Here is a 17,945-nt window from a genome sequence, read left to right as displayed (position 1 = left end):
ATGGACGTGGTGGCGCTGCGTCAGAGTTGGGCCCAGCTCTCGGTGGCCGGGCCGGAGGCGGCGAAGTACTTCTACGCGACGTTGTTCCTGATCGCGCCGGAGACGCGTGCGATGTTCCCGACGAACATGCAGTACCAGCAGGACAAGCTGCTGGCGGCGTTGGGGCACATCGTCACCCACGTCGACGACGAGCGGGAGGTGACGGCGTTCGCGCAGCGGTTGGGCGCCGATCACCGGCGGTTCCAGGGCGAGGACCGGCAGGGCCGGCCGGTGCCGTTGGCGGAGTGGCACTACATCCGGGTCGGGCAGGCGTTGCTGGCGACGTTGGAGCGGTTCCTGGGTCCACGGTGGACGCCGCAGCTGCAGGCCGAGTGGGCTGCGGCGTACGAGTTGGTGGCGCGGTTGATGCTGGCCGGGGCGGTGGAGGCGGAGCGGACGTCGCCGCCGTACTGGGAGGCGGAGGTCCTGGCGGTGCAGCGGCGGCGGGCCGACGTGTGTGTTCACGGTCCGTCCGAACTATCTGTGTGAGTACCTGCCGGGGCAGTCGCTGCCGGTGCAGGTGCCGCAGTTGCGGACGTGGCGGTATCTGTCGCCGGCGAACGCGCCGCGTCCGGACGGGACGATCGAGTTCCACGTGCGGGCGGCGGGCCGGTTCTCCACGCATCTGGTGCGCAGGCTGCGCGAGGGTGACCGGGTGCTGCTGGGCGCGCCGGTGGGGACGGCGTTGTCGTCGTACGACCGGTCGCCGGGCCTGCCGTTGCTGCTGGTGGCGGGGGGCACGGGGGTGGCGCCGCTGCGGGCGGTGGTGGAGGCGTTGCGGCTGGGTCCGGGGCGCTCGACGACGCTGGTGGTGGGGGGCCGGACCCCCGACGACCTGTACGACGACGTGGTGTTGCGGGAGTTGGCGGCGGGCGCGTCGGCGCAGTCGTGGCAGTCCGGGTGGCTGCGGTACGTGCCGACGGTGGAGTCCGGCTGGCAGTGGCAGGGGGCGGTGGGCACGGCCGGTGAGACCGCGGTGCGGTTGGGTCCGTGGCACGACACCGAGGTGCTGGTGTGCGGCAGTCCGGAGATGACCGGGGCGACGGTTGCCGCGTTGACGGCGTCGGGGGTGCCGCGGGAGCGGATCCTGGTGGAGAGTTACGACCATTGCCGGTATCCGCCGCTGGCGGGCGCTGCCGCCGCCGCGCCGGACGACTTCAGTGGGACGGGTGTGCGATGAGCGTCGACCACGGCGACCGGGTGGTCGCCGATGCGCACGGTGAGCTGACCCGGGCCGTGGGCGCGTTGGAGGCGCGCCGGTTCCGGGGTGGCCGGTGGCTGTCCGCCGACGAGGTGGCGGGCCTGGCCCGGTCGGCCGACGAGCGGGTGGCGTTGCTGGGTGGTGAGGTGGACCGGTTGCGGCGGGAGAACGAGGGCCTGGCGCGGCAGGTGGAGATGTTGCGGCACGGCGCGTTGCCCGGCACCGGCGCGCAGGGCCCGGATCCGATGGTGATCGAGTTGGCGGTGCGGGCGCAGGACGAGGCGAACCGGACGATCGGTGAGGCCAGCGCGGAGGGCGCGGAGATCATCGCGGAGGCGCGGCGGCAGGCCGACGAGATCATCGCCGAGGCGCACGTGCTGGCCGGGGGTGTCGCCGGCCCGTCGGGGGCGGGGGGCGAGGAGCTGCGGCGGCAGGTGCGGGAGCTGGAGGGCCGGCAGGCGGCGTTGGTGGCGGCGGTGGCGACGGCGCAACAGCACCTGAGCCGGTGGCAGGCGTACCTGTCGGAGCAGTCGGAGCAGTTGCGCTCCGACGCGCAGGCGGCCGGGGCGGTCGGCGCGCAGCTGCGTGCCGTGCTCGGCGAGTAGCGGCGTCGGCTGCCCGCCGGGAGGCGGGTCAGTGCTGGTCGACGGCGGCGACGGCGTCGGCGATGGGGGTGTTGCCGCCGACGAGTTCCAGGATCGCGCCGGCGCTGTGCGGGTGGTGCAGCAGGGCGACGAGGACCCGGGCGACGTCGGTGCGGGTCACGGCGCCCGCGGGGGCGTGTCGGGCGAGGGTGATCCGCCCGGTGGGCGCGTCGTCGGTGAGCCGGCCGGGTCGCAGGATCGTCCAGTCGAGGTCGCGGCCGGTCAGGTCGTCCTCGGCGGCCTTCTTGGCGCGCAGGTACGCCGCGAACACCTCGTCGGTGCCGGCGGGTGGTTCGCCTTGCACTCCCATCGAGGACAGCAGCAGGTAGCGGCGGACGTCGGCGCGTTGCGCGGCGTCGGCGAGCAGGACGGCGCCGGCCCGGTCGACGGTGTCCTTGCGGGCGGCGCCGCTGCCGGGGCCGGCGCCGGCGGCGAAGAGGACGGCGTCGGCGCCGGCGAGGTGGGCGGCGAGTTCGTCGACGCCGACGTGTTCGAGGTCGGCCACGACGGGGTGGGCGCCGGCGGCCCGCAGGGCGGCGGAGTGGTCGGGGTTGCGGATCAGCCCGACGGCGGTGTCGCCGCGTCCGGCGAGTTCGCGGTGGGTCAGCTGGGCGATCTTGCCGTGTCCTCCGGCGATGACGACGCGCATACCGCCAACCTAGCCGCCGTCCCGCCACGACGTGGCCGGTCGCCGCAGGGTGGTTGCCTGAGGCAGCATGGACGGGTGACGGAGACGGTCGACGCGCTGGCCGGCCTGGTGGCCGGCGGTGGTGTGGTGGTGTTGAGCGGGGCGGGCCTGTCCACCGAGTCGGGCATCCCGGACTACCGGGGGCCCAGCGGCGTGGCGCGGCGGCACACCCCGATGACGTATCAGGCGTTCACGCGCGACGCGCAGGCGCGGCGGCGCTACTGGGCGCGCAGCCACCTGGGGTGGCGGGTGATCGCGCGGGCGGCCCCGAACGAGGGGCACCGGGCGGTGGCGCGGCTGCAGGCCGGCGGGCTGGTCGAGGGGGTCATCACGCAGAACGTGGACGGGTTGCACACCGCCGCGGGCAGTCCGCGGGTGGTGGAGTTGCACGGCCGCCTCGACGAGGTGGTGTGCCTGGGCTGCGGTAACCGGACGTCGCGGGAGGAGTTGGACCGGCGGCTGCGGGAGGCGAACCCGGGCTTCGACGCCCGTGCGGCGGCGGTCAACCCGGACGGTGACGTGGATCTCGCCGACGACGAGGTGGCCCGGTTCCGCACGGTCGACTGCACGTTCTGCCGGGGCGGCATGCTGAAGCCGGACGTGGTGTTCTTCGGGGAGACGGTGCCGGCGGCCCGGGTGTCCCGCTGTTTCGAGCTGGTGGCGCGGGCGCGGCTGCTGCTGGTGCTGGGTTCGTCGTTGACGGTGATGTCGGGTCGCCGGTTCGTGGTGCGCGCGGCGAAGCTGGGCGTTCCGGTGGTGATCGTCAACCAGGGCCCGACCCGGGGCGACGGGTATGCGGCGTTGACCGTCGACGCGCCGCTGGGGCGGCTGCTGCCGGCGCTGGCCGACCGGACGGCCGGCGACGCCGCCGCGGGGCTGGCGGGCGTCGGCCGGTAGCGGCCCGCCGGGGGTGCGGGGCCGGCCGGTCATCGACGGTCGTCGCCGGCGGGGGTACGACCTCCGGTGGGCGGTGCGGCGCTGGTAGCGTTGACCATGCCGGCAGCACCCACGTGGGAGAGACCGCCCAGCAGCATCCCGGGCGGCGCCGAAGGGGCAAATCCTCCCCGGAACCTCTCAGGCAAAAGGACCTCGTGGGCAGGCACTGTGGAGCGCCTCGCGGGCGCGACAGAGGGGGAGGCCGACCTGTCGACCTCGCCCCCGGGAGCGCCGCCCATGACCGCAGAGCAGTTCGCCGCCCGCCACATCGGCCCTGATCCGGACGACGAGCGTCGGATGTTGGAGGCCGTCGGCTACGGCTCGGTCGAAGAGCTGATGGACGCGGCGATTCCCGAGGTGATCCGCTGGCACGGCACCCTGGACCTGCCGGAGCCGGCCAGCGAGCACGACGCCCTCGCGGAGTTGCGGGCCCTGGCGGCCCGCAACACGGTGGCCGTGTCGATGATCGGTTTGGGCTACCACGGCACGCACACCCCGGCGGTGATCCGCCGCAACGTGCTGGAGGACCCGGCCTGGTACACGGCGTACACGCCGTACCAGCCGGAGATCAGCCAGGGGCGGCTGGAGGCGCTGCTGAACTTCCAGACCATGGTCACGGACCTGACGGGGCTGGCCACCGCGAACGCGTCGATGCTCGACGAGGGCACCGCCGCGGCGGAGGCGATGACGCTCGCGCGCCGCGCGTCGAAGAGCAGGAGCCCGGTGTACGTGGTCGACGCCGACACCCTGCCGCAGACCATCGCGGTGATCACCAGCCGGGCCGAGCCCCTCGGCATCGACGTGCGGATCGTCGACACCGGGCGCGACGAGTTGCCGGCGGAGTTCTTCGGGCTGCACCTGCAGTACCCGGGGGCGTCGGGGGCGGTGCGTGACCAGGCGGGGCTGGTCGAGGCGGCGCACGCGGTCGGGGCCTTGGTGACCGTGGCGGCGGATCTGCTGGCGCTGACGCTGCTGCGAGCGCCGGGGGAGATCGGCGCCGACATCGCGGCCGGCACCACCCAGCGTTTCGGTGTGCCGATGGGCTTCGGCGGGCCGCACGCCGGCTACCTGGCGGTGCGGGCGGGGCTGGAGCGGATGCTGCCGGGCCGGCTGGTGGGGGTGTCGCGTGACGCGGACGGCAACCCGGCGTACCGGCTGGCGTTGCAGACCCGGGAGCAGCACATCCGGCGGGAGAAGGCGACCAGCAACATCTGCACCGCGCAGGTGCTGCTCGCGGTGATGGCCGGCATGTACGCCGTCTACCACGGCCCGGACGGGCTGCGGCGCATCGCCCGCCGTACCCATGACATGGCGGTGCGGTTGGCGGCGTCGCTGCGGGGTGTCGACGGCGTCGAGGTGGTGCACGAGGCGTTCTTCGACACCGTCCTGGTGCGGGTGCCCGGCGGCGCCGAGGCGGTGGTCGCCGACGCCGCGGCCCGGGGGGTGAACCTGCGGCTGGTCGACGCCGAGCACGTGGGGGCGTCCTGCGACGAGACGACGACCCCCGCGCACCTGCGGAAGGTGTGCGATGCGTTCGGGGCCACCGTGGCAGGGCGGCCGGTGGCGGTGGCGGACGCGCCGGTCACCGGCGCGTTGCCGGCGGCGCTGGCCCGTACGTCGGACTTCCTCACCCACCCGGTGTTCCGCAGCCACCACTCGGAGACGGCGATGCTGCGTTACCTGCGGCGGCTGTCGGACTTCGACTACGCCCTGGACCGGGGGATGATCCCGCTCGGGTCGTGCACGATGAAGCTCAACGCCACCACCGAGATGGAGCCGGTGAGCTGGCCGGAGTTCGCGCACGTGCACCCGTTGGCGCCGGACGCGCAGACCACCGGCTACCGGGAGATGATCTCCCAGTTGGAGGGGTGGCTGGCGGAGGTGACCGGCTACGACGCGGTCAGCGTGCAGCCCAACGCCGGTTCGCAGGGCGAGCTGGCGGGTCTGCTGGCGATCCGGGCCTACCACCGGGACCGGGGCGAGGCGCACCGGGACGTGTGTCTGATCCCGTCGTCGGCGCACGGCACCAACGCCGCCAGCGCGGTGATGGCGGGCATGCGGGTCGTCGTGGTGGGCTGCGACGACGGCGGCAACATCGACCTGGTGGACCTCGACGCGAAGATCGACAAGCATCGGGACGCCCTCGCGGCGATCATGGTGACGTATCCGTCGACGCACGGGGTGTACGAGACGGGCATCGCGTCGCTGTGCGCGAAGGTCCACGACGCCGGCGGTCAGGTGTACGTCGACGGGGCGAACCTCAACGCGCTGGTCGGGTTCGCCAAGCCGGGGAAGTTCGGGGCGGACGTGTCGCACCTGAACCTGCACAAGACGTTCTGCATCCCGCACGGCGGCGGTGGTCCCGGGGTGGGTCCGGTGGCGGTGCGGGCGCACCTGGCGCCGTTCCTGCCGGGTGATCCGCTGGGCGTGCACGTCGACGGCCGGCCGGCGATCTCGGCGGCGCGGTACGGGTCGGCGGGGATCCTGCCGATCCCGTGGGCGTACCTGCGGATGATGGGCGCGGCGGGGCTGGTGCGGGCCACCGGTGTGGCGGTGCTGGCGGCGAACTACGTGGCGGCGCGGCTGCGCGGGCACTTCCCGGTGCTGTACGCGGGCAACAAGGGCCTGGTGGCGCACGAGTGCATCCTGGACCTGCGGCCGCTGACGAAGGCGACCGGGGTGAGCGTGGACGACGTGGCGAAGCGGCTGATCGACTACGGGTTCCACGCGCCGACGATGTCGTTCCCGGTGGCGGGGACGCTGATGGTGGAGCCCACCGAGAGCGAGGACCTGGCCGAGCTGGACCGGTTCTGCGATGCGATGATCGCCATCCGGGCGGAGATCGACCGGGTGGCCTCGGGGCAGTGGCCGGCCGGCGACAACCCTCTCGCCAACGCCCCGCACACCGCGGCGATGGTGTCGGGCGACGAGTGGCCGCACCCGTACGCGCGGTCGGTGGGCGCGTACCCGGCCGGGGTGGACCGGGCCGGGAAGTACTGGCCGCCGGTGCGGCGCATCGACGGCGCGTACGGCGACCGGAACCTGGTGTGTTCCTGCCCGGCGCCGGAGGCGTTCGAGGACTGACGTCGCGTGACGCCGGGGCGGTCGTGGTGCCGCCCCGGCGGGTGCGTCGACCTGGGCGGGGGGGTGTCCCGACCGGGGTACCAGGTCAGATCGACGGGTGTAAAAGGCGTGACGCAGCGTGACAGGGGTCAGGCGACGAGGGCGTGTCGGGCGGGGCCGCGGTGGGGGGCGATGCTGCTGCCGTCGGGAAGGAGCTCGCCGGTGTCCTCGAAGACGATGACACCGTTGCAGAGCAGGCTCCAGCCCTGCTCAGGGAAGCAGGCGAGGACCCGGGCGGCGTCCCGGTCGGTCGCTTCGGCGGAGGGGCAGGTGGGTTGGTGCTGGCACATCGGGATCTCCGGACTGTGGGGGCACTGTGTCATGGTTCACATGACCAGTGACGCACAGTACCAAGCGAAAGTGGCCGGCATCGAGCAGGTATGCGCGTCGTTTTTCCGAAATCCACTGAACGGATGAGGCAGGATGGGCCGGACGGCGTGGACACGCTCCCAGGGCTGACGGTCGGCGCGCCGGGAGCGCCGGCCGACTGCCGCCGTACGCTGGTCGAGCGGGCCCGCTGGCAGTGGCGGCCCGCCGACGGCGGCGACCCGGCGGCGCGGGCCGAGGAGTTCCTCGCCGCGCACGGCCTGCCGCTGCACGACCTGGCCCGCCCCGCCGGCCGCCACGACGCGGCCGGGGTGTGCGGGGCCGCTCTCTACGTCTCCGCGGCCGCCGGCGCCGCCCTGGTCGGCGCGCCGGCCGGCGCCGCCAACCCGGTGACCGGGCTTCCCGAGGTCGTCGTGGTCGTCTACGGCCACGGCCCGGGCACGCCGCCCGGCGCAGTCGGTGCGCCCGCCACCTCCTGGTGGCGCGGCACCTTCGCGGAGAGCTGGACCCCCCGCCAGCACGCCGACGCCGTGGGCGCGGTCCGCGCGGCGATCGGCCGCGGCGACGTCTACCAGGTCAACGTCGTCGGCCACGCCGCCGCCCGCTACACCGGCGACCCCCTGCCGGCCCTGAGCCGGCTGGCCGCGCTGCCCGGCGCCCGCTACGGCGGCACCCTCGCCGGGGCGGGCTGGGCGATCGGCTGCGCCAGCCCCGAGACCCTGGTGGAGCTGGCCGACGGACGCGTGATCACCAAGCCGATCAAGGGCACCCGGCCGGCCACCGCCGCCGGCCGCGCCGAACTGCTCGCCTCCGCCAAGGAACGCGCCGAGCACGTGATGATCGTCGACCTGGAACGCAACGACCTGGCCCGCGTCGCCCGCACCGGCAGCGTGCGCGTCGACGAGCTGTTCGCCGTACGCCGGTGGTGCGACCTGTGGCAGGCGGAGTCGACGGTCTCCGCGGTGGTCGCCGACGGGCTCGGCCTGGCGGACCTGCTGCGCGCCGTCTGCCCCGGCGGCTCCGTCACCGGCGCTCCGAAGCTCGCCGCCCTCGACCGCATCGCCGAGCTGGAGCCGGTCGGCCGGGGCGCCAGCATGGGCGCGCTCGGCTGGGTCGCCCCGGGCCGCATCGATCTGGGCCTGACCATCCGCACCGCCGCCGTGGACGCCGAGCGGGTGCACGTGTGGGCGGGCGGGGGCATCACGTGGGGCAGCGATCCCGACGCCGAGGTCGCCGAGGCCGCCGCGAAGGCCGCCCCGGTGCGCGCCGCGCTCGCCGGCGACTGAGCGGCGGACCTCACTGGCCGGTCGGCGCACCCCACCGGGCTGCGCACGTTGGAAGAGGCGCCGCGCCGGCCGCGTCCGGTGAGATGGGCCGTACTCCACGCCACCCGGGCCGGGGGCGTGCGCAGCCGAGGCGGTCCCGATGTACCAGCAACCCCTGCAACCCGTCGGTGGGTCGCTCGCGCTGAGTGCCGCCTGCGCCGCGCTGCCCCTGCTCACCCTGTTCGTACTGCTCGGAGTCGTGCGTACGCGGGCGTGGGTGGCGGCGTTCGGCGCGCTGGGCGTGGCGGTCGTGCTGGCCTGGTGGCTGTGGCGGATGCCGCTGCCGCAGACGCTGCTGGCCGCCGGCCAGGGTGCCACCTTCGCCCTCTTCCCGCTCGTCTGGACGTTCGCGACGGCGATCTGGATCCACCGCCTGACCGTGCACACGGGGCACTTCGACACCCTGCGGCAGGGCTTCGCCCGGATCAGCGACGACCGCCGCGTGCAGGCCCTGGTGATCGCGTTCTGCTTCGGGTCGCTGCTCGAGGCCCTGGCCGGGCAGGGCACGCCGGTCGCCGTGACCACGGTCATGCTGCTGGCCCTCGGCTTCACCCCGCTGCGGGCGGCCGCCGTGGCGCTGGTCGGCAACACGGTGCCGGCCGCCTTCGGACCCCTCGGCCTGCCGATCACCACCCTCGCCGGCGTGACCGGGCTGCCCGCCACGGAACTGGGCATGATGGCCGGCCGGCAGGTTCCGGTGGTCGCGGTCGTCGTTCCGCTGGTCCTGCTCGCCGTCGCCGACGGCCGCCGGGGCGTACGCGAGCTGTGGCGTCCGGCGTTGGCGTGCGGCGGCGCGTTCGCGGTGGCGCAGTTCGTCACGGCGAACTGGCTGACGGCCGCCCTCGCCGACATCACCGCCGCGTTCGCGGGGGCGGGCGTCCTGCTGCTCGTCGTCCGCCGTGGCGTGGTGCGGCGGGCGGTCCCCGTGCCGGTCGGCGGCGGGCCGCGGGAGCCCGACACCGACCTGCCGCCGGAGCCCGCCGCCGGTGGGTTGCCGGAGCCCGATGCGCCGGCGCCGGCAGGCTCGCGCTGGCGGGCGTACGCGCCGTACGCGACGATCGTGGCGGTCTTCGCCGTCTCCCAGGTGCCGGCCGTCAAGCGGCTGCTCGACGCCGGCACGCTCGCGTTCTCCTGGCCCGGACTGCACGTCGTCACCGCCTCCGGTGCCCCGTCACCGCTGACGACGTTCCGTCTCGCCTGGCTCGCGGCCCCCGGATCGCTGCTGCTGGTGGCCGGCCTGATCACGGTGGCGCTGCTGCGGGTGCCGCCGCGCGAGGCCGTCGGGCTCTACGGGCGCACCCTGTTCGCGCTGCGGTGGGCCGTGCTGACGGTGGTCGGGCTGCTGGCGCTGTCGTTCACCATGAACGCCTCCGGGCAGGTCGCCACGCTGGGCGTCTGGATGGCCGGCGCGGGCGGACTCCTCGCCGTGCTGGCGCCGGTGCTCGGCTGGCTCGGCGTCGCCCTGACCGGCTCGGACACGTCGTCCAACTCCCTGTTCGGCGCGCTCCAGGTGGCCGCGGCGCAGCGGGCCGGCCTCGATCCGGTCCTGCTGGCCGCGGCCAACGCCTCCGGCGGCACCCTCGGCAAGATGATCAGCTTGCAGAACCTCACGATCGCCGCCGCGGCGGTCGGACTCACCGGCCGCGAGGGCGACCTGTTCCGGCGGATGTTCGGCCCGAGCGTGCTGCTGCTCGCCCTGATGTGTGTGCTGGTCGGGCTGCAGGCGACGCCCCTGCTGTCCTGGATGGTGCCGTAGCCGGCACCTCCGGGTGCCTAGCGGCGCTCGGCGAAGTCGTCCAGCGCCGCCACGACCCGCTCCGCCATGCCGTTGGCGGATCCGTGCCCGGCGGTCTCCAGCAGTTCCAGCCGGGCGTCGGGCCAGGCCTGGGCCAGCTGCCACGCCACCTCCGGTGGGCTGCTGATGTCGAGCCTGCCGTGCAGCAGCACGCCGGGGATGCCGGCCAGCCGCCCCGCCTCGCGCAGCAGTTGCCCCTCCGGCAGGAAGCATCCGTTACGCCAGTAGTGGGTGACCAGCCGGGCCTGCAGCATCCGGAACACCGGGTCGTCGTAGCGGGGGTCGGGCCGGTGACCGGGGGCGGTGGCGACGTGGGTGTCCTCCCAGTCGCACCACTGCCGCGCCGCCCGTTCGCGCACCGCCGGGTCCGGGTCGGCCAGCAGCCGGGCGTACGCGTCGGCCAGGTCGCCGTCGCGCTCGGCCGGCGGCACGCCGTCGCGGAACCGCGCCCACTCGGCCGGGAAGATCCGCCCCATCTCCCGGGTGAGCCACTCGATCTCCCGTCGGGTGCCGGCGGTCACGCTGAACAGCACCAGCTCGCTGACCTGCCGCGGGTGCCGCTGCGCGTACGCCAGGGCGAGGCAGGCGCCCCAGGAGGCGCCGAGCACCAGCCAGCGGTCCACGCCGAGGTGTTCACGCAGCAACTCGATGTCGGCGATCAGGTGGTCGGTGGTGTTGGTGGACAGGTCCACCTCCGGGTCGGCGGCGTGCGGGGTGCTGCGGCCGCAGCCCCGCTGGTCGAACAGGACCACCCGGTAGCGGGCCGGGTCGAACAGGGTCCGCCAGCCGGGCGTGCAGCCGGAGCCGGGCCCGCCGTGCAGCACCACGGCGGGCTTGCCGTCCGGGTTGCCGCAGGTCTCCCAGTGCACGCGCTGCCCGTCGCCGACGTCGAGCATCCCGTGCGCGTACGGCTCGATCGGGGGGTACCGCTGCGCCATCGTCGTCCCCTTCGTGATCATCGATACAACAGCGCTGTTACATTAGCGGAGTGACAGCCGTACCTGAACGTGAGGCCCTGGGCACGCTGCTTCGGCACGTGCTCGACGTACTCGACGGCGACGTCGCCACGGTCTACACCGAACGGGGCCTGCCCGACTACCGGCCCCGGTTCTCGCCACCGCTGCGGGTGCTGGTCGCCGACGGCCCACTGCCCATCCGCGACCTGGCCCGCCGGGTCGGGGTCACCCACTCGGCGGCCAGCCAGACCGTCGCGCAGATGGCCCGCGCCGGCCTGGTCGAGCTGACCGCGGGGGCGGACGCCCGGCAGCGCATCGTGCACCTCAGCGACCGGGCCCGCGAGCTGCTCCCACTGATCGAGGCGGAGTGGGCGGCGACGACCGCCGCGATACGCGAACTGGACACGGAACTGACGGCGCCGCTGGCCGACGTGCTGCACGAGGTCCTCGCCGCGATGCGCCGACGGCCCATGCGCCAACGCATCGCCGACGCGGGCCTGCCGCCCTCCCCGGACCCCGGCCCGCCGCCGGCCGCACCACACCGACGGCGGCCGACCCACCCGCAGGCCCCGAGTGCCGGCGCCGCACCCGATGTCGGCAATCTGTCCTGACGTGCACCGGCCGACGGTTGCAGACTGTGCCGGTGGCCATCACCCTCACCGTCCGCGTGCTCGACGCCAACCTCGGCGCGGTGCCCGGCGCGCTCGTCGTGCTCGACGGGGGACAGGGAACCACGGACGGGGCCGGGCGCTGGAGCACCGTCGTGTCCCACCAGCCGACGGTGCCGCAGATCCGGGTCAGCCATCCGGCGTACGTCGCCGAGCGGGTGACCTTCACCGGAGACCTGCGCTCTGCCACATGGGACAACTCCCTCGCCCGCCGCGCGGTCTCCGGCGACGACGTGACGATGACCGTGACGCTCGGGCGGATGGATCCGTCGCCGGTCGTCGCGCTCTCCGACGCCGACGTCATGCGGGTCATGGCCAGCCGGGGGCGCGACCCGAGGGCCGCGTGGGTCGTGGGCTGGCCCAACAACCCGAGGATCCACACCTACGCGGGGCACTACAACAACACGCTGACGTTCCGTCAGGCCAACCGGGAGCTGTTGAAACCGGCAGCCGCCGTGGAGACCGACGCGGGCTGGGACCGGTTCGGCGAGAAACGTGAGGTCACTGTCAACATCGCGGCGTTGAGCCGGTTCCACTTCCTGGAGTACGCCGCGACGCAGTCCGATCCGAAGTTCGTCGTCGCCGTGGTGTCGCCGAACCTGCCGGACCCGAAGCCCGTGACGAGTCTGGACTTCGTCGTCTACTGCAGCCCCAGCACCGGCGACTACACCGCCCGCTACCCGTACGGGCTGGTCAACGCGGCGGCGCCACTGCAGGAATACCTGCACCTGGCCCGGAAGTACCTCCTCGACGAGGCCTTCTTCGCCTTCCAGTCGCTGGGCTGGGGCAACCGCTCGGTGCTGGTGATGCCGCTGTTCCCGCAGGGTCAGTGGGGCCCGTTCGCGACCGGCGAGGGACTGCTGCGGACGCTGCGTGAGGTCGCGGTGTTCCTGCACCGGCAGTGCCGCACCAGCAGCCTCGGGCTGCGCAAGCCCGACGCCACCGCCCACGAGTTGGCCGGGCCCAACCTGCGGACCATCTTCCCGCCGCTCTACTCCGCTGACTTCGGCGCGGTGCCCGCCGTCGGGCAGGTGGCGGTCGCCGGCTTCAGCCAGGGCATGGGTGCGGTCAAGGCCCTCATGTCCGACCTCACCTTTCCCGTGGGGCTCAACTCCACGCTGTGGGGCGTGCCGATGGGTGGCGGCACCGACGGCCGGCGGGAGTGGGCCCGCGCGTTTCGCGAGGTGTGGGACCTCGACGGCCACCACAGCGGCACCGGCGGTTGGCGCGCCTACCTCGACCTGCTGCGGGTGTGGTTCAACCACGACCCGGGCCGGGTCGTACGCAGCTACCACTCGGGCGACACCGGCCCGCCCGACCCGCTGACGGACCCCCATCCGGTGTGGAGGGACCTGCGCGGCGCCGGCCTCGACCTCGATCGTCCGACGCCACCGGCACGGGGCACGTTCTGGGCGCGGCTGCTGCAGAACGCCCGCTGGACGGACCTGCGGGTGTCGAACCCGTACGTGGACGGCAGTTCGGGACCGCAGCTGCCGGTGTTCCTCGACCCGCACCACACCATCCCCCGGATCGGGTTCTCGCACGCCCTGTCGATGACCACCCTCGGCCGGGCGACGGCGACGCGTCCCTAGGCCACCTGCGGCGGAACAGGACAGACGGACATCCGATTACGGCAGGATGCGCGCCCGTCGCGGACCGTACGATCCGGGCGTCACCCCCGCGCATCGGCCGAAGGGGCATCATGGCGATCACCGTCACGTTCAGCGGCAAGGCTGCCGTCGCCGGGGCCGACCCCGGCTACCGGATCTGGTCCTACACGATCGAGCCCAACCCGCCCGGGGAGATCCCGGCCAACCAGCGGATCGCCCTCGGTCTGCCCCGCGACATGGACGTCCGGGATCCCAGCGAGTTCCCGAACACCCCCGCGCTGGCCAACATGTTCCTCATCCGCGAGGCCGGCTCGTCGCGGCAGTACGCCGGCCGGGTCACCAGCTCGGCGGGCACGCAGACCATCTCGTTCGTCGCGCCGACCGCCGAGGCCACCGCCGAGACGCTGCTGGTCAAGCTGGTGACCGGCCAGTCGCCGGCACCGCTGCCCTTCGCCACCGTCCCGGGCGGCCCGTCGGCTCCGGCGCAGGTGCTGACCGCGCCCGTCAACGGGCCGCCGGTGCACACCGGCCGGCCCCTGACCGCGTTCGCCGGCACCCTGCCGTACGCCAGCGAACTGTTCGGCATCTACCAGCCGCTGGCGGGCTGGTTCGGCATGCAGAACGCGCTGCGCGTCGCCCACGGCGCCACCGACCGCGCCCTGCTGGACCTCGGCCACGAGTCGTTCGCCAGGGCCGAGGCCGCGAGCACCCTCGACGACGCGGCGCTCACCGCCCTGGCGGAGCACTTCGACGCCCCGATCCGTGGGGTGCTCTCGCCGGTCGGGCTGGTGAATCTCTTCCGGCAGTACTTCTTCGAGTTCGACACGTTCCTCGGTCCGCCCGCCGGGCACCTGTGGCTCAGCCCCGGCGGCACCGTGGAACTCGTCGAGACCAGCACGCGACGCACCCTGGTCGAGAGGACCGCCGAGCAGTTCGAGGAGACCACCCGCAAGGTCGAGGAGAACCTGACGGAGCAGGAGGACATCGCCAACGCCGTCAAGGAGGACAACGCCAACGACACCAAGCTCGGCATCAGCGCCTCCGGCGGCGCCAACGTCGGTGTCTACCACGCGGACGCCAGCGCCAGCTTCAGCCTGAACGCCACGGTGAAGCGGTCCTCGGAGGAGACCCACAAGCACTCCCGTACGCAGAGCGCGAAGGTCACCAGCGAGATCAAGAGGAACTACAAGACGACGTTCAAGACGGTGACCGAGAGCACCGACCTGTCCAGCCGCCGCTACCTCGTGCAGAACACCACGGGCAAGCTGGTGAACTACGAGCTGCGGCGCAAGATGCGCAAGGTCGGTGTGCAGGTGCAGCACATCGGCGGGCGGCTGTGCTGGCAGGTGTACCTCCCCGCGCCGGGACGCAACCTGGGCCTGGGGGATCTGGTGCACCTCGTCGCGGCGCCGGACCTCACCGCCCTGCGGAAGCCGGAGCCGCCACCCCCGCTCGTGGCCAGGACGACCCCGTTCACCGGGACGTTCCCCATCCGGAAGGTGCGGGCCACCCAGGACCCTCCGGAAGCGAACATGGAATTCGTGCACCACACCGCCCCGGACGCCGAGGGGATCACCGACCACGACAACGCCATCCACGCGGTGGCCCGCATCGACTTCACTCCGTCGCCGCCCGAGCGGGGCTACAAGCTGAAGGAGGCGCGACTCGTCTCCGTCGCACCGGGTCGCGCGTTCGTGCCCGACCTGATCCGCACCAACCAGGAGCAGACCGGCTTCGCGGTCTTCGCGAAGTTCTTCCACTCGGGCGACCTCAGCCCGATCAGCCTGACCTTCGACGTCACGTGGGACCCACCGCAGACCAACGACGCCCACGACCGCTACCACGAGGAGCTGAAGACCTACCAGGCGCAGGTGGCGGAGCTGCAACGCACGGCGTACGCCTCGGCCGTGCGGGACCGGCTCGGTCTGCTCAGCGCCATGCGCCCACGGCCGTCACAGGACCTGCGCACCGAGGAACGTCAGGCGATCTACGGCAGCTTGATCCAGAAGCTGAAGCCGTTCGACCTGTTCGCGGACCTGTATCTGGGCTCGGAGCTGCTCCGGCAGATCTTCGACGTCGACGAGATGCTGTACTTCGTGGCACCGGACTACTGGCGGCCCCGCGAGGTCACCCCGCCACCCACCAGCCCGCCGGCGCCTGCCCCGCCCACCCAGAGCAGCCTCGGCAAGTACCCGGTGCGGGACCCGAGCGTCCTCGCGGACCGCACCGTCGTCACCTGGTACTCCCACACCGACAAGACGAACGCGATGAACCCGGACGGCACGGTCTCCGACGAGTGGCGGGTGAACTACCTCATCACCGAGCAGACCCAGCCGGCCCCCTCGGGCAGCTCGCTGGGCTGGCTGATCCAGGCCGACGGCGACGCGCGCCGCAACGAGTTCCTCAACGCCGCCTGGGCCAAGGCGGTCCTGCCGGTACGGCCCGGGCGCGAACAGGCGGCGCTGGAGTGGCTCAAGCAGGCCAACGTGGAGGGACAGGCGGCGCTGGGACTCGCCTACCCGTTCCAGGAGGGCGACCCCGAGGAGTACCGCAACAAGACGGTCGGGCAGGTCCTGGACATCCTCGCGCTCAAGTTGCAGCAGGACAACACGCAGATCGCCAACACCCTCGTGGCCGAGAAGGTCTTCGAGACCGGGTTCGACCCGCTCGACGGCGGCTTCCGCCCGGCGGCCCCGTACGAGGTCTTCGACCAGTGGATCGAGGTGCTGCCCACCGACCAGGTGGTGGCGGTGGAGGTGAGCTACGACCCGAAGACCGGCCAGCAGCTGTGACTCCTCCACCGGCTCGGGTGTCCGTCACCGGCCGAGCCCGCGGTACCGGCGTACCGCCAGGGGCCCGAACACGGCGGTCAGCAGCAGCGGCCAGGCCACGGCGAGCGCGACGGCGTGCTGCGCGGCGAACGACTCGCCGCCCCAGCCGGGGTTGCCGAACAGTTCCCGGCAGGCCGCGACGGTCGCCGACAGCGGGTTGTACCCGGCCACGGCGGCGAGCCAGCCGGGCATGGTGTCGGGGGAGACGAACGCGTTGGAGGTGAACCCGACCGGCCAGACCAGGATCTGCAGCACCACCACCGACCCGGGTGCGCGCAGCACCAGCGCCAGGTGGATGCCGACCCAGATCAGGGCGAAGCGCAGCAGCAGGAGCAGCCCGACGGCAGCCAGCGCCGCCGGTACCCCCGCCCGCCACTGCCAGCCGACGGCGACCCCGCAGGCGAGCATGACGGCCAGGCCGGCGGCGCAGTGCAGCAGGTCCGCGGCGGCCCGGCCGGTGAGCACCGCCGAGGGCGTCATCGGCAGGGACCGCAACCGGTCGGTGACGCCGCGCGCGGTGTCGGTGGCCACGGCCGCGTACGTGGACTCGATGCCGAAGAGCGCCGTCATGGCGAACATGCCGGGCAGCAGGAACTCCCGGTAGTCGCCGCCGCCAGGCACGCTCATCGCGCCGCCGAACAGGTAGCCGAACATCAGCACCATCAGCACCGGGAAGAGCAGCCCGACGACGAACGGCCCGGGTTGGCGCCGCCAGTGCGCCAACGCCCGGCCGGTGAGGGTGACGGTGTCGGCCACGGCCCAGCGCACGCCCGTCGTGCTCATGCGCCCACCCTGTCCTCGGCGGGGCGGATGGTGGGGGAGTCGCGGTCGGTGAGCCGCAGGAACACCTCGTCGAGGGTGGGGCGGCGCACCGCGACGTCGGCGGCGGTGAGGCCGGCGTCGTCGAGGGCCCGCAGCACGGCGCCCAGCGCGGCCACCCGCCCGGTGACGGCGACGCTGAGGCGCAGGCCCGCCGCGTCGACGAGCGGGGTCGCGGCGACGGCGGCGCCGACGACGCGTACCGCCCGGTCCAGGTCGTCGGCGCGGGTCAGCACGACGTCGACGCGGTCGCCGCCGAGCGCGGTCTTCAGCTGCTCCGGGGTGCCGTCGGCGACGACCCGCCCGGCGTCGACGACCCGGACGGTGTGCGCGAGCTGGTCGGCCTCCTCCAGGTACTGGGTGGTCAGCAGCACGGTGGTGCCGCCGGCGACGAGCCGGCGCACCGCGTCCCACACCTGGGCCCGGGCGCGCGGGTCGAGGCCGGTGGTGGGCTCGTCGAGGAAGAGCACCGGCGGGTCGAGGATCAGGCTCGCCGCGAGGTCGAGGCGACGGCGCATCCCGCCGGAGTACGTGCCGACCGGCCGGTCGGCGGCGTCGGTCAGGTCGAAGCGGGCGAGCAGGTCGGCGGCCCGGGCGCGGGCCCGCGCGCCGCCGAGGTGGTGCAGCCGGCCGAACAGGACCAGGTTCTGCCGGCCGCTGAGCACCTCGTCGAGCGCGGCGTGCTGGCCGACCAGGCCGATGCGGGCCCGGACCCGCTCGGGGTGGCGCAGCACGTCGGCGCCGGCCACCCGCGCCGCGCCGGCGTCGGGCCGCAGCAGGGTGCTCAACACCCGTACCGCCGTGGTCTTGCCCGCCCCGTTGGGGCCGAGCAGGCCGCACACGGTGCCGGCGGGCACCGTCAGGTCGAGGCCGGCGAGGGCCTGCGTGCCGCCGTAGCGCTTGCGCAGTCCCTCCGCCTCGACGGCCGGTCCGTCGTGGTGCATCAACGCCCTCCATCCACTCGACTCGTACACCGTACCGTA

The 17,945-nt window shown here is 73.7% G+C and carries 13 protein-coding genes, 1 pseudogene and 1 riboswitch; of the genes and pseudogenes, 9 read left to right on the top strand and 5 right to left on the bottom strand.

The features are described from left to right. Together ACN27A_RS03980 and ACN27A_RS03975 are read left to right on the top strand one after the other, a co-directional pair. Positions 1-1,219, top strand: a pseudogene (locus tag ACN27A_RS03980) (globin domain-containing protein). Then, positions 1,216-1,845 (top strand): DivIVA domain-containing protein, encoded by a 630-nt coding sequence (locus tag ACN27A_RS03975; protein WP_421449887.1) that lies wholly within the window; start codon positions 1,216-1,218, stop codon positions 1,843-1,845. The pseudogene ACN27A_RS03980 and the gene ACN27A_RS03975 overlap by 4 nt, the downstream one beginning before the upstream one ends. Before the next feature lie 28 nt (positions 1,846-1,873). Here ACN27A_RS03975 and ACN27A_RS03970 read toward each other — a convergent pair whose 3' ends face one another. Continuing rightward, positions 1,874-2,533, bottom strand: coding sequence for an SDR family oxidoreductase (locus ACN27A_RS03970; protein ID WP_421449886.1), 660 nt, complete (start codon positions 2,531-2,533; stop codon positions 1,874-1,876). 75 nt (positions 2,534-2,608) lie between these two features. On the opposite strand from ACN27A_RS03970, the gene ACN27A_RS03965 reads away from it, so the two are divergent. Further along, positions 2,609-3,469, top strand: a complete 861-nt coding sequence (locus tag ACN27A_RS03965) for an NAD-dependent protein deacetylase (RefSeq protein ID WP_421449885.1) — start codon at positions 2,609-2,611, stop codon at positions 3,467-3,469. A 104-nt stretch (positions 3,470-3,573) separates the two neighbouring features. Further along, a riboswitch (glycine riboswitch) is annotated at positions 3,574-3,672 on the top strand. Positions 3,673-3,745: 73 nt separating this feature from the next. Further along, entirely contained in the window at positions 3,746-6,592 is a 2,847-nt protein-coding gene (gcvP, locus tag ACN27A_RS03960) for an aminomethyl-transferring glycine dehydrogenase (protein ID WP_421449884.1), read from the top strand. Positions 6,593-6,720: 128 nt separating this feature from the next. On the opposite strand, the gene ACN27A_RS03955 is transcribed toward gcvP, so the two are convergent. Further along, complete coding sequence (locus ACN27A_RS03955; protein WP_151456036.1) at positions 6,721-6,921, bottom strand: DUF5999 family protein; 201 nt, start codon at positions 6,919-6,921, stop codon at positions 6,721-6,723. Between the two features lie 123 nt (positions 6,922-7,044). Here ACN27A_RS03955 and ACN27A_RS03950 point away from each other — a divergent pair, with 123 nt between their 5' ends. Then, complete coding sequence (locus ACN27A_RS03950) at positions 7,045-8,244, top strand: chorismate-binding protein (RefSeq protein ID WP_421449883.1); 1,200 nt, start codon at positions 7,045-7,047, stop codon at positions 8,242-8,244. Between the two features lie 139 nt (positions 8,245-8,383). Continuing rightward, positions 8,384-10,039 (top strand): L-lactate permease, encoded by a 1,656-nt coding sequence (locus tag ACN27A_RS03945; protein ID WP_421449882.1) that lies wholly within the window; start codon positions 8,384-8,386, stop codon positions 10,037-10,039. A gap of 17 nt (positions 10,040-10,056) precedes the next feature. On the opposite strand, the gene pip is transcribed toward ACN27A_RS03945, so the two are convergent. Continuing rightward, positions 10,057-11,016 (bottom strand): prolyl aminopeptidase, encoded by a 960-nt coding sequence (gene pip / locus ACN27A_RS03940; RefSeq protein WP_421449880.1) that lies wholly within the window; start codon positions 11,014-11,016, stop codon positions 10,057-10,059. Positions 11,017-11,066: 50 nt separating this feature from the next. On the opposite strand from pip, the gene ACN27A_RS03935 reads away from it, so the two are divergent. The 3 genes from ACN27A_RS03935 (at position 11,067) to ACN27A_RS03925 (ending at position 16,104) form a co-directional block, all read left to right on the top strand. After that, positions 11,067-11,645 (top strand): MarR family winged helix-turn-helix transcriptional regulator, encoded by a 579-nt coding sequence (locus ACN27A_RS03935; protein WP_421449879.1) that lies wholly within the window; start codon positions 11,067-11,069, stop codon positions 11,643-11,645. Between the two features lie 32 nt (positions 11,646-11,677). Then, entirely contained in the window at positions 11,678-13,294 is a 1,617-nt protein-coding gene (locus tag ACN27A_RS03930) for a hypothetical protein (RefSeq protein WP_421449877.1), read from the top strand. Between the two features lie 110 nt (positions 13,295-13,404). Continuing rightward, positions 13,405-16,104, top strand: a complete 2,700-nt coding sequence (locus tag ACN27A_RS03925) for a hypothetical protein (protein WP_421449875.1) — start codon at positions 13,405-13,407, stop codon at positions 16,102-16,104. A 24-nt stretch (positions 16,105-16,128) separates the two neighbouring features. On the opposite strand, the gene ACN27A_RS03920 is transcribed toward ACN27A_RS03925, so the two are convergent. Then, positions 16,129-16,926 carry an ABC transporter permease gene (locus ACN27A_RS03920; protein ID WP_421449874.1) on the bottom strand — a complete coding sequence of 266 codons (798 nt, stop codon included), beginning with the start codon at positions 16,924-16,926 and terminating at the stop codon, positions 16,129-16,131. Next, positions 16,923-17,906 carry an ATP-binding cassette domain-containing protein gene (locus tag ACN27A_RS03915; RefSeq protein ID WP_421449872.1) on the bottom strand — a complete coding sequence of 328 codons (984 nt, stop codon included), beginning with the start codon at positions 17,904-17,906 and terminating at the stop codon, positions 16,923-16,925. Before ACN27A_RS03915 ends, ACN27A_RS03920 begins: the two co-directional genes overlap by 4 nt. Between the last annotated feature and the right edge of the window lie 39 nt (positions 17,907-17,945).

It is taken from the genome of Micromonospora sp. WMMD737, assembly GCF_049179055.1.
Lineage (GTDB): Bacteria > Actinomycetota > Actinomycetes > Mycobacteriales > Micromonosporaceae > Micromonospora > Micromonospora reichwaldensis.
The sequence above is the reverse complement of the archived record's forward strand: the minus strand, read 5'-3'. Positions and strand labels throughout refer to the sequence as shown.

Bases quoted from the DNA above. Each gene is read 5' to 3' on its own strand.
- ACN27A_RS03975 (WP_421449887.1), top strand. From the start codon at position 1,216: ATGAGCGTCGACCACGGCGACCGGGTGGTCGCCGATGCGCACGGTGAG.
- ACN27A_RS03970 (WP_421449886.1), bottom strand. From the start codon at position 2,533: ATGCGCGTCGTCATCGCCGGAGGACACGGCAAGATCGCCCAGCTGACC.
- gcvP (WP_421449884.1), top strand. From the start codon at position 3,746: ATGACCGCAGAGCAGTTCGCCGCCCGCCACATCGGCCCTGATCCGGAC.
- ACN27A_RS03955 (WP_151456036.1), bottom strand. From the start codon at position 6,921: ATGTGCCAGCACCAACCCACCTGCCCCTCCGCCGAAGCGACCGACCGG.
- ACN27A_RS03950 (WP_421449883.1), top strand. From the start codon at position 7,045: ATGAGGCAGGATGGGCCGGACGGCGTGGACACGCTCCCAGGGCTGACG.
- ACN27A_RS03945 (WP_421449882.1), top strand. From the start codon at position 8,384: ATGTACCAGCAACCCCTGCAACCCGTCGGTGGGTCGCTCGCGCTGAGT.
- pip (WP_421449880.1), bottom strand. From the start codon at position 11,016: ATGGCGCAGCGGTACCCCCCGATCGAGCCGTACGCGCACGGGATGCTC.
- ACN27A_RS03925 (WP_421449875.1), top strand. From the start codon at position 13,405: ATGGCGATCACCGTCACGTTCAGCGGCAAGGCTGCCGTCGCCGGGGCC.
- ACN27A_RS03920 (WP_421449874.1), bottom strand. From the start codon at position 16,926: ATGAGCACGACGGGCGTGCGCTGGGCCGTGGCCGACACCGTCACCCTC.
- ACN27A_RS03915 (WP_421449872.1), bottom strand. From the start codon at position 17,906: ATGCACCACGACGGACCGGCCGTCGAGGCGGAGGGACTGCGCAAGCGC.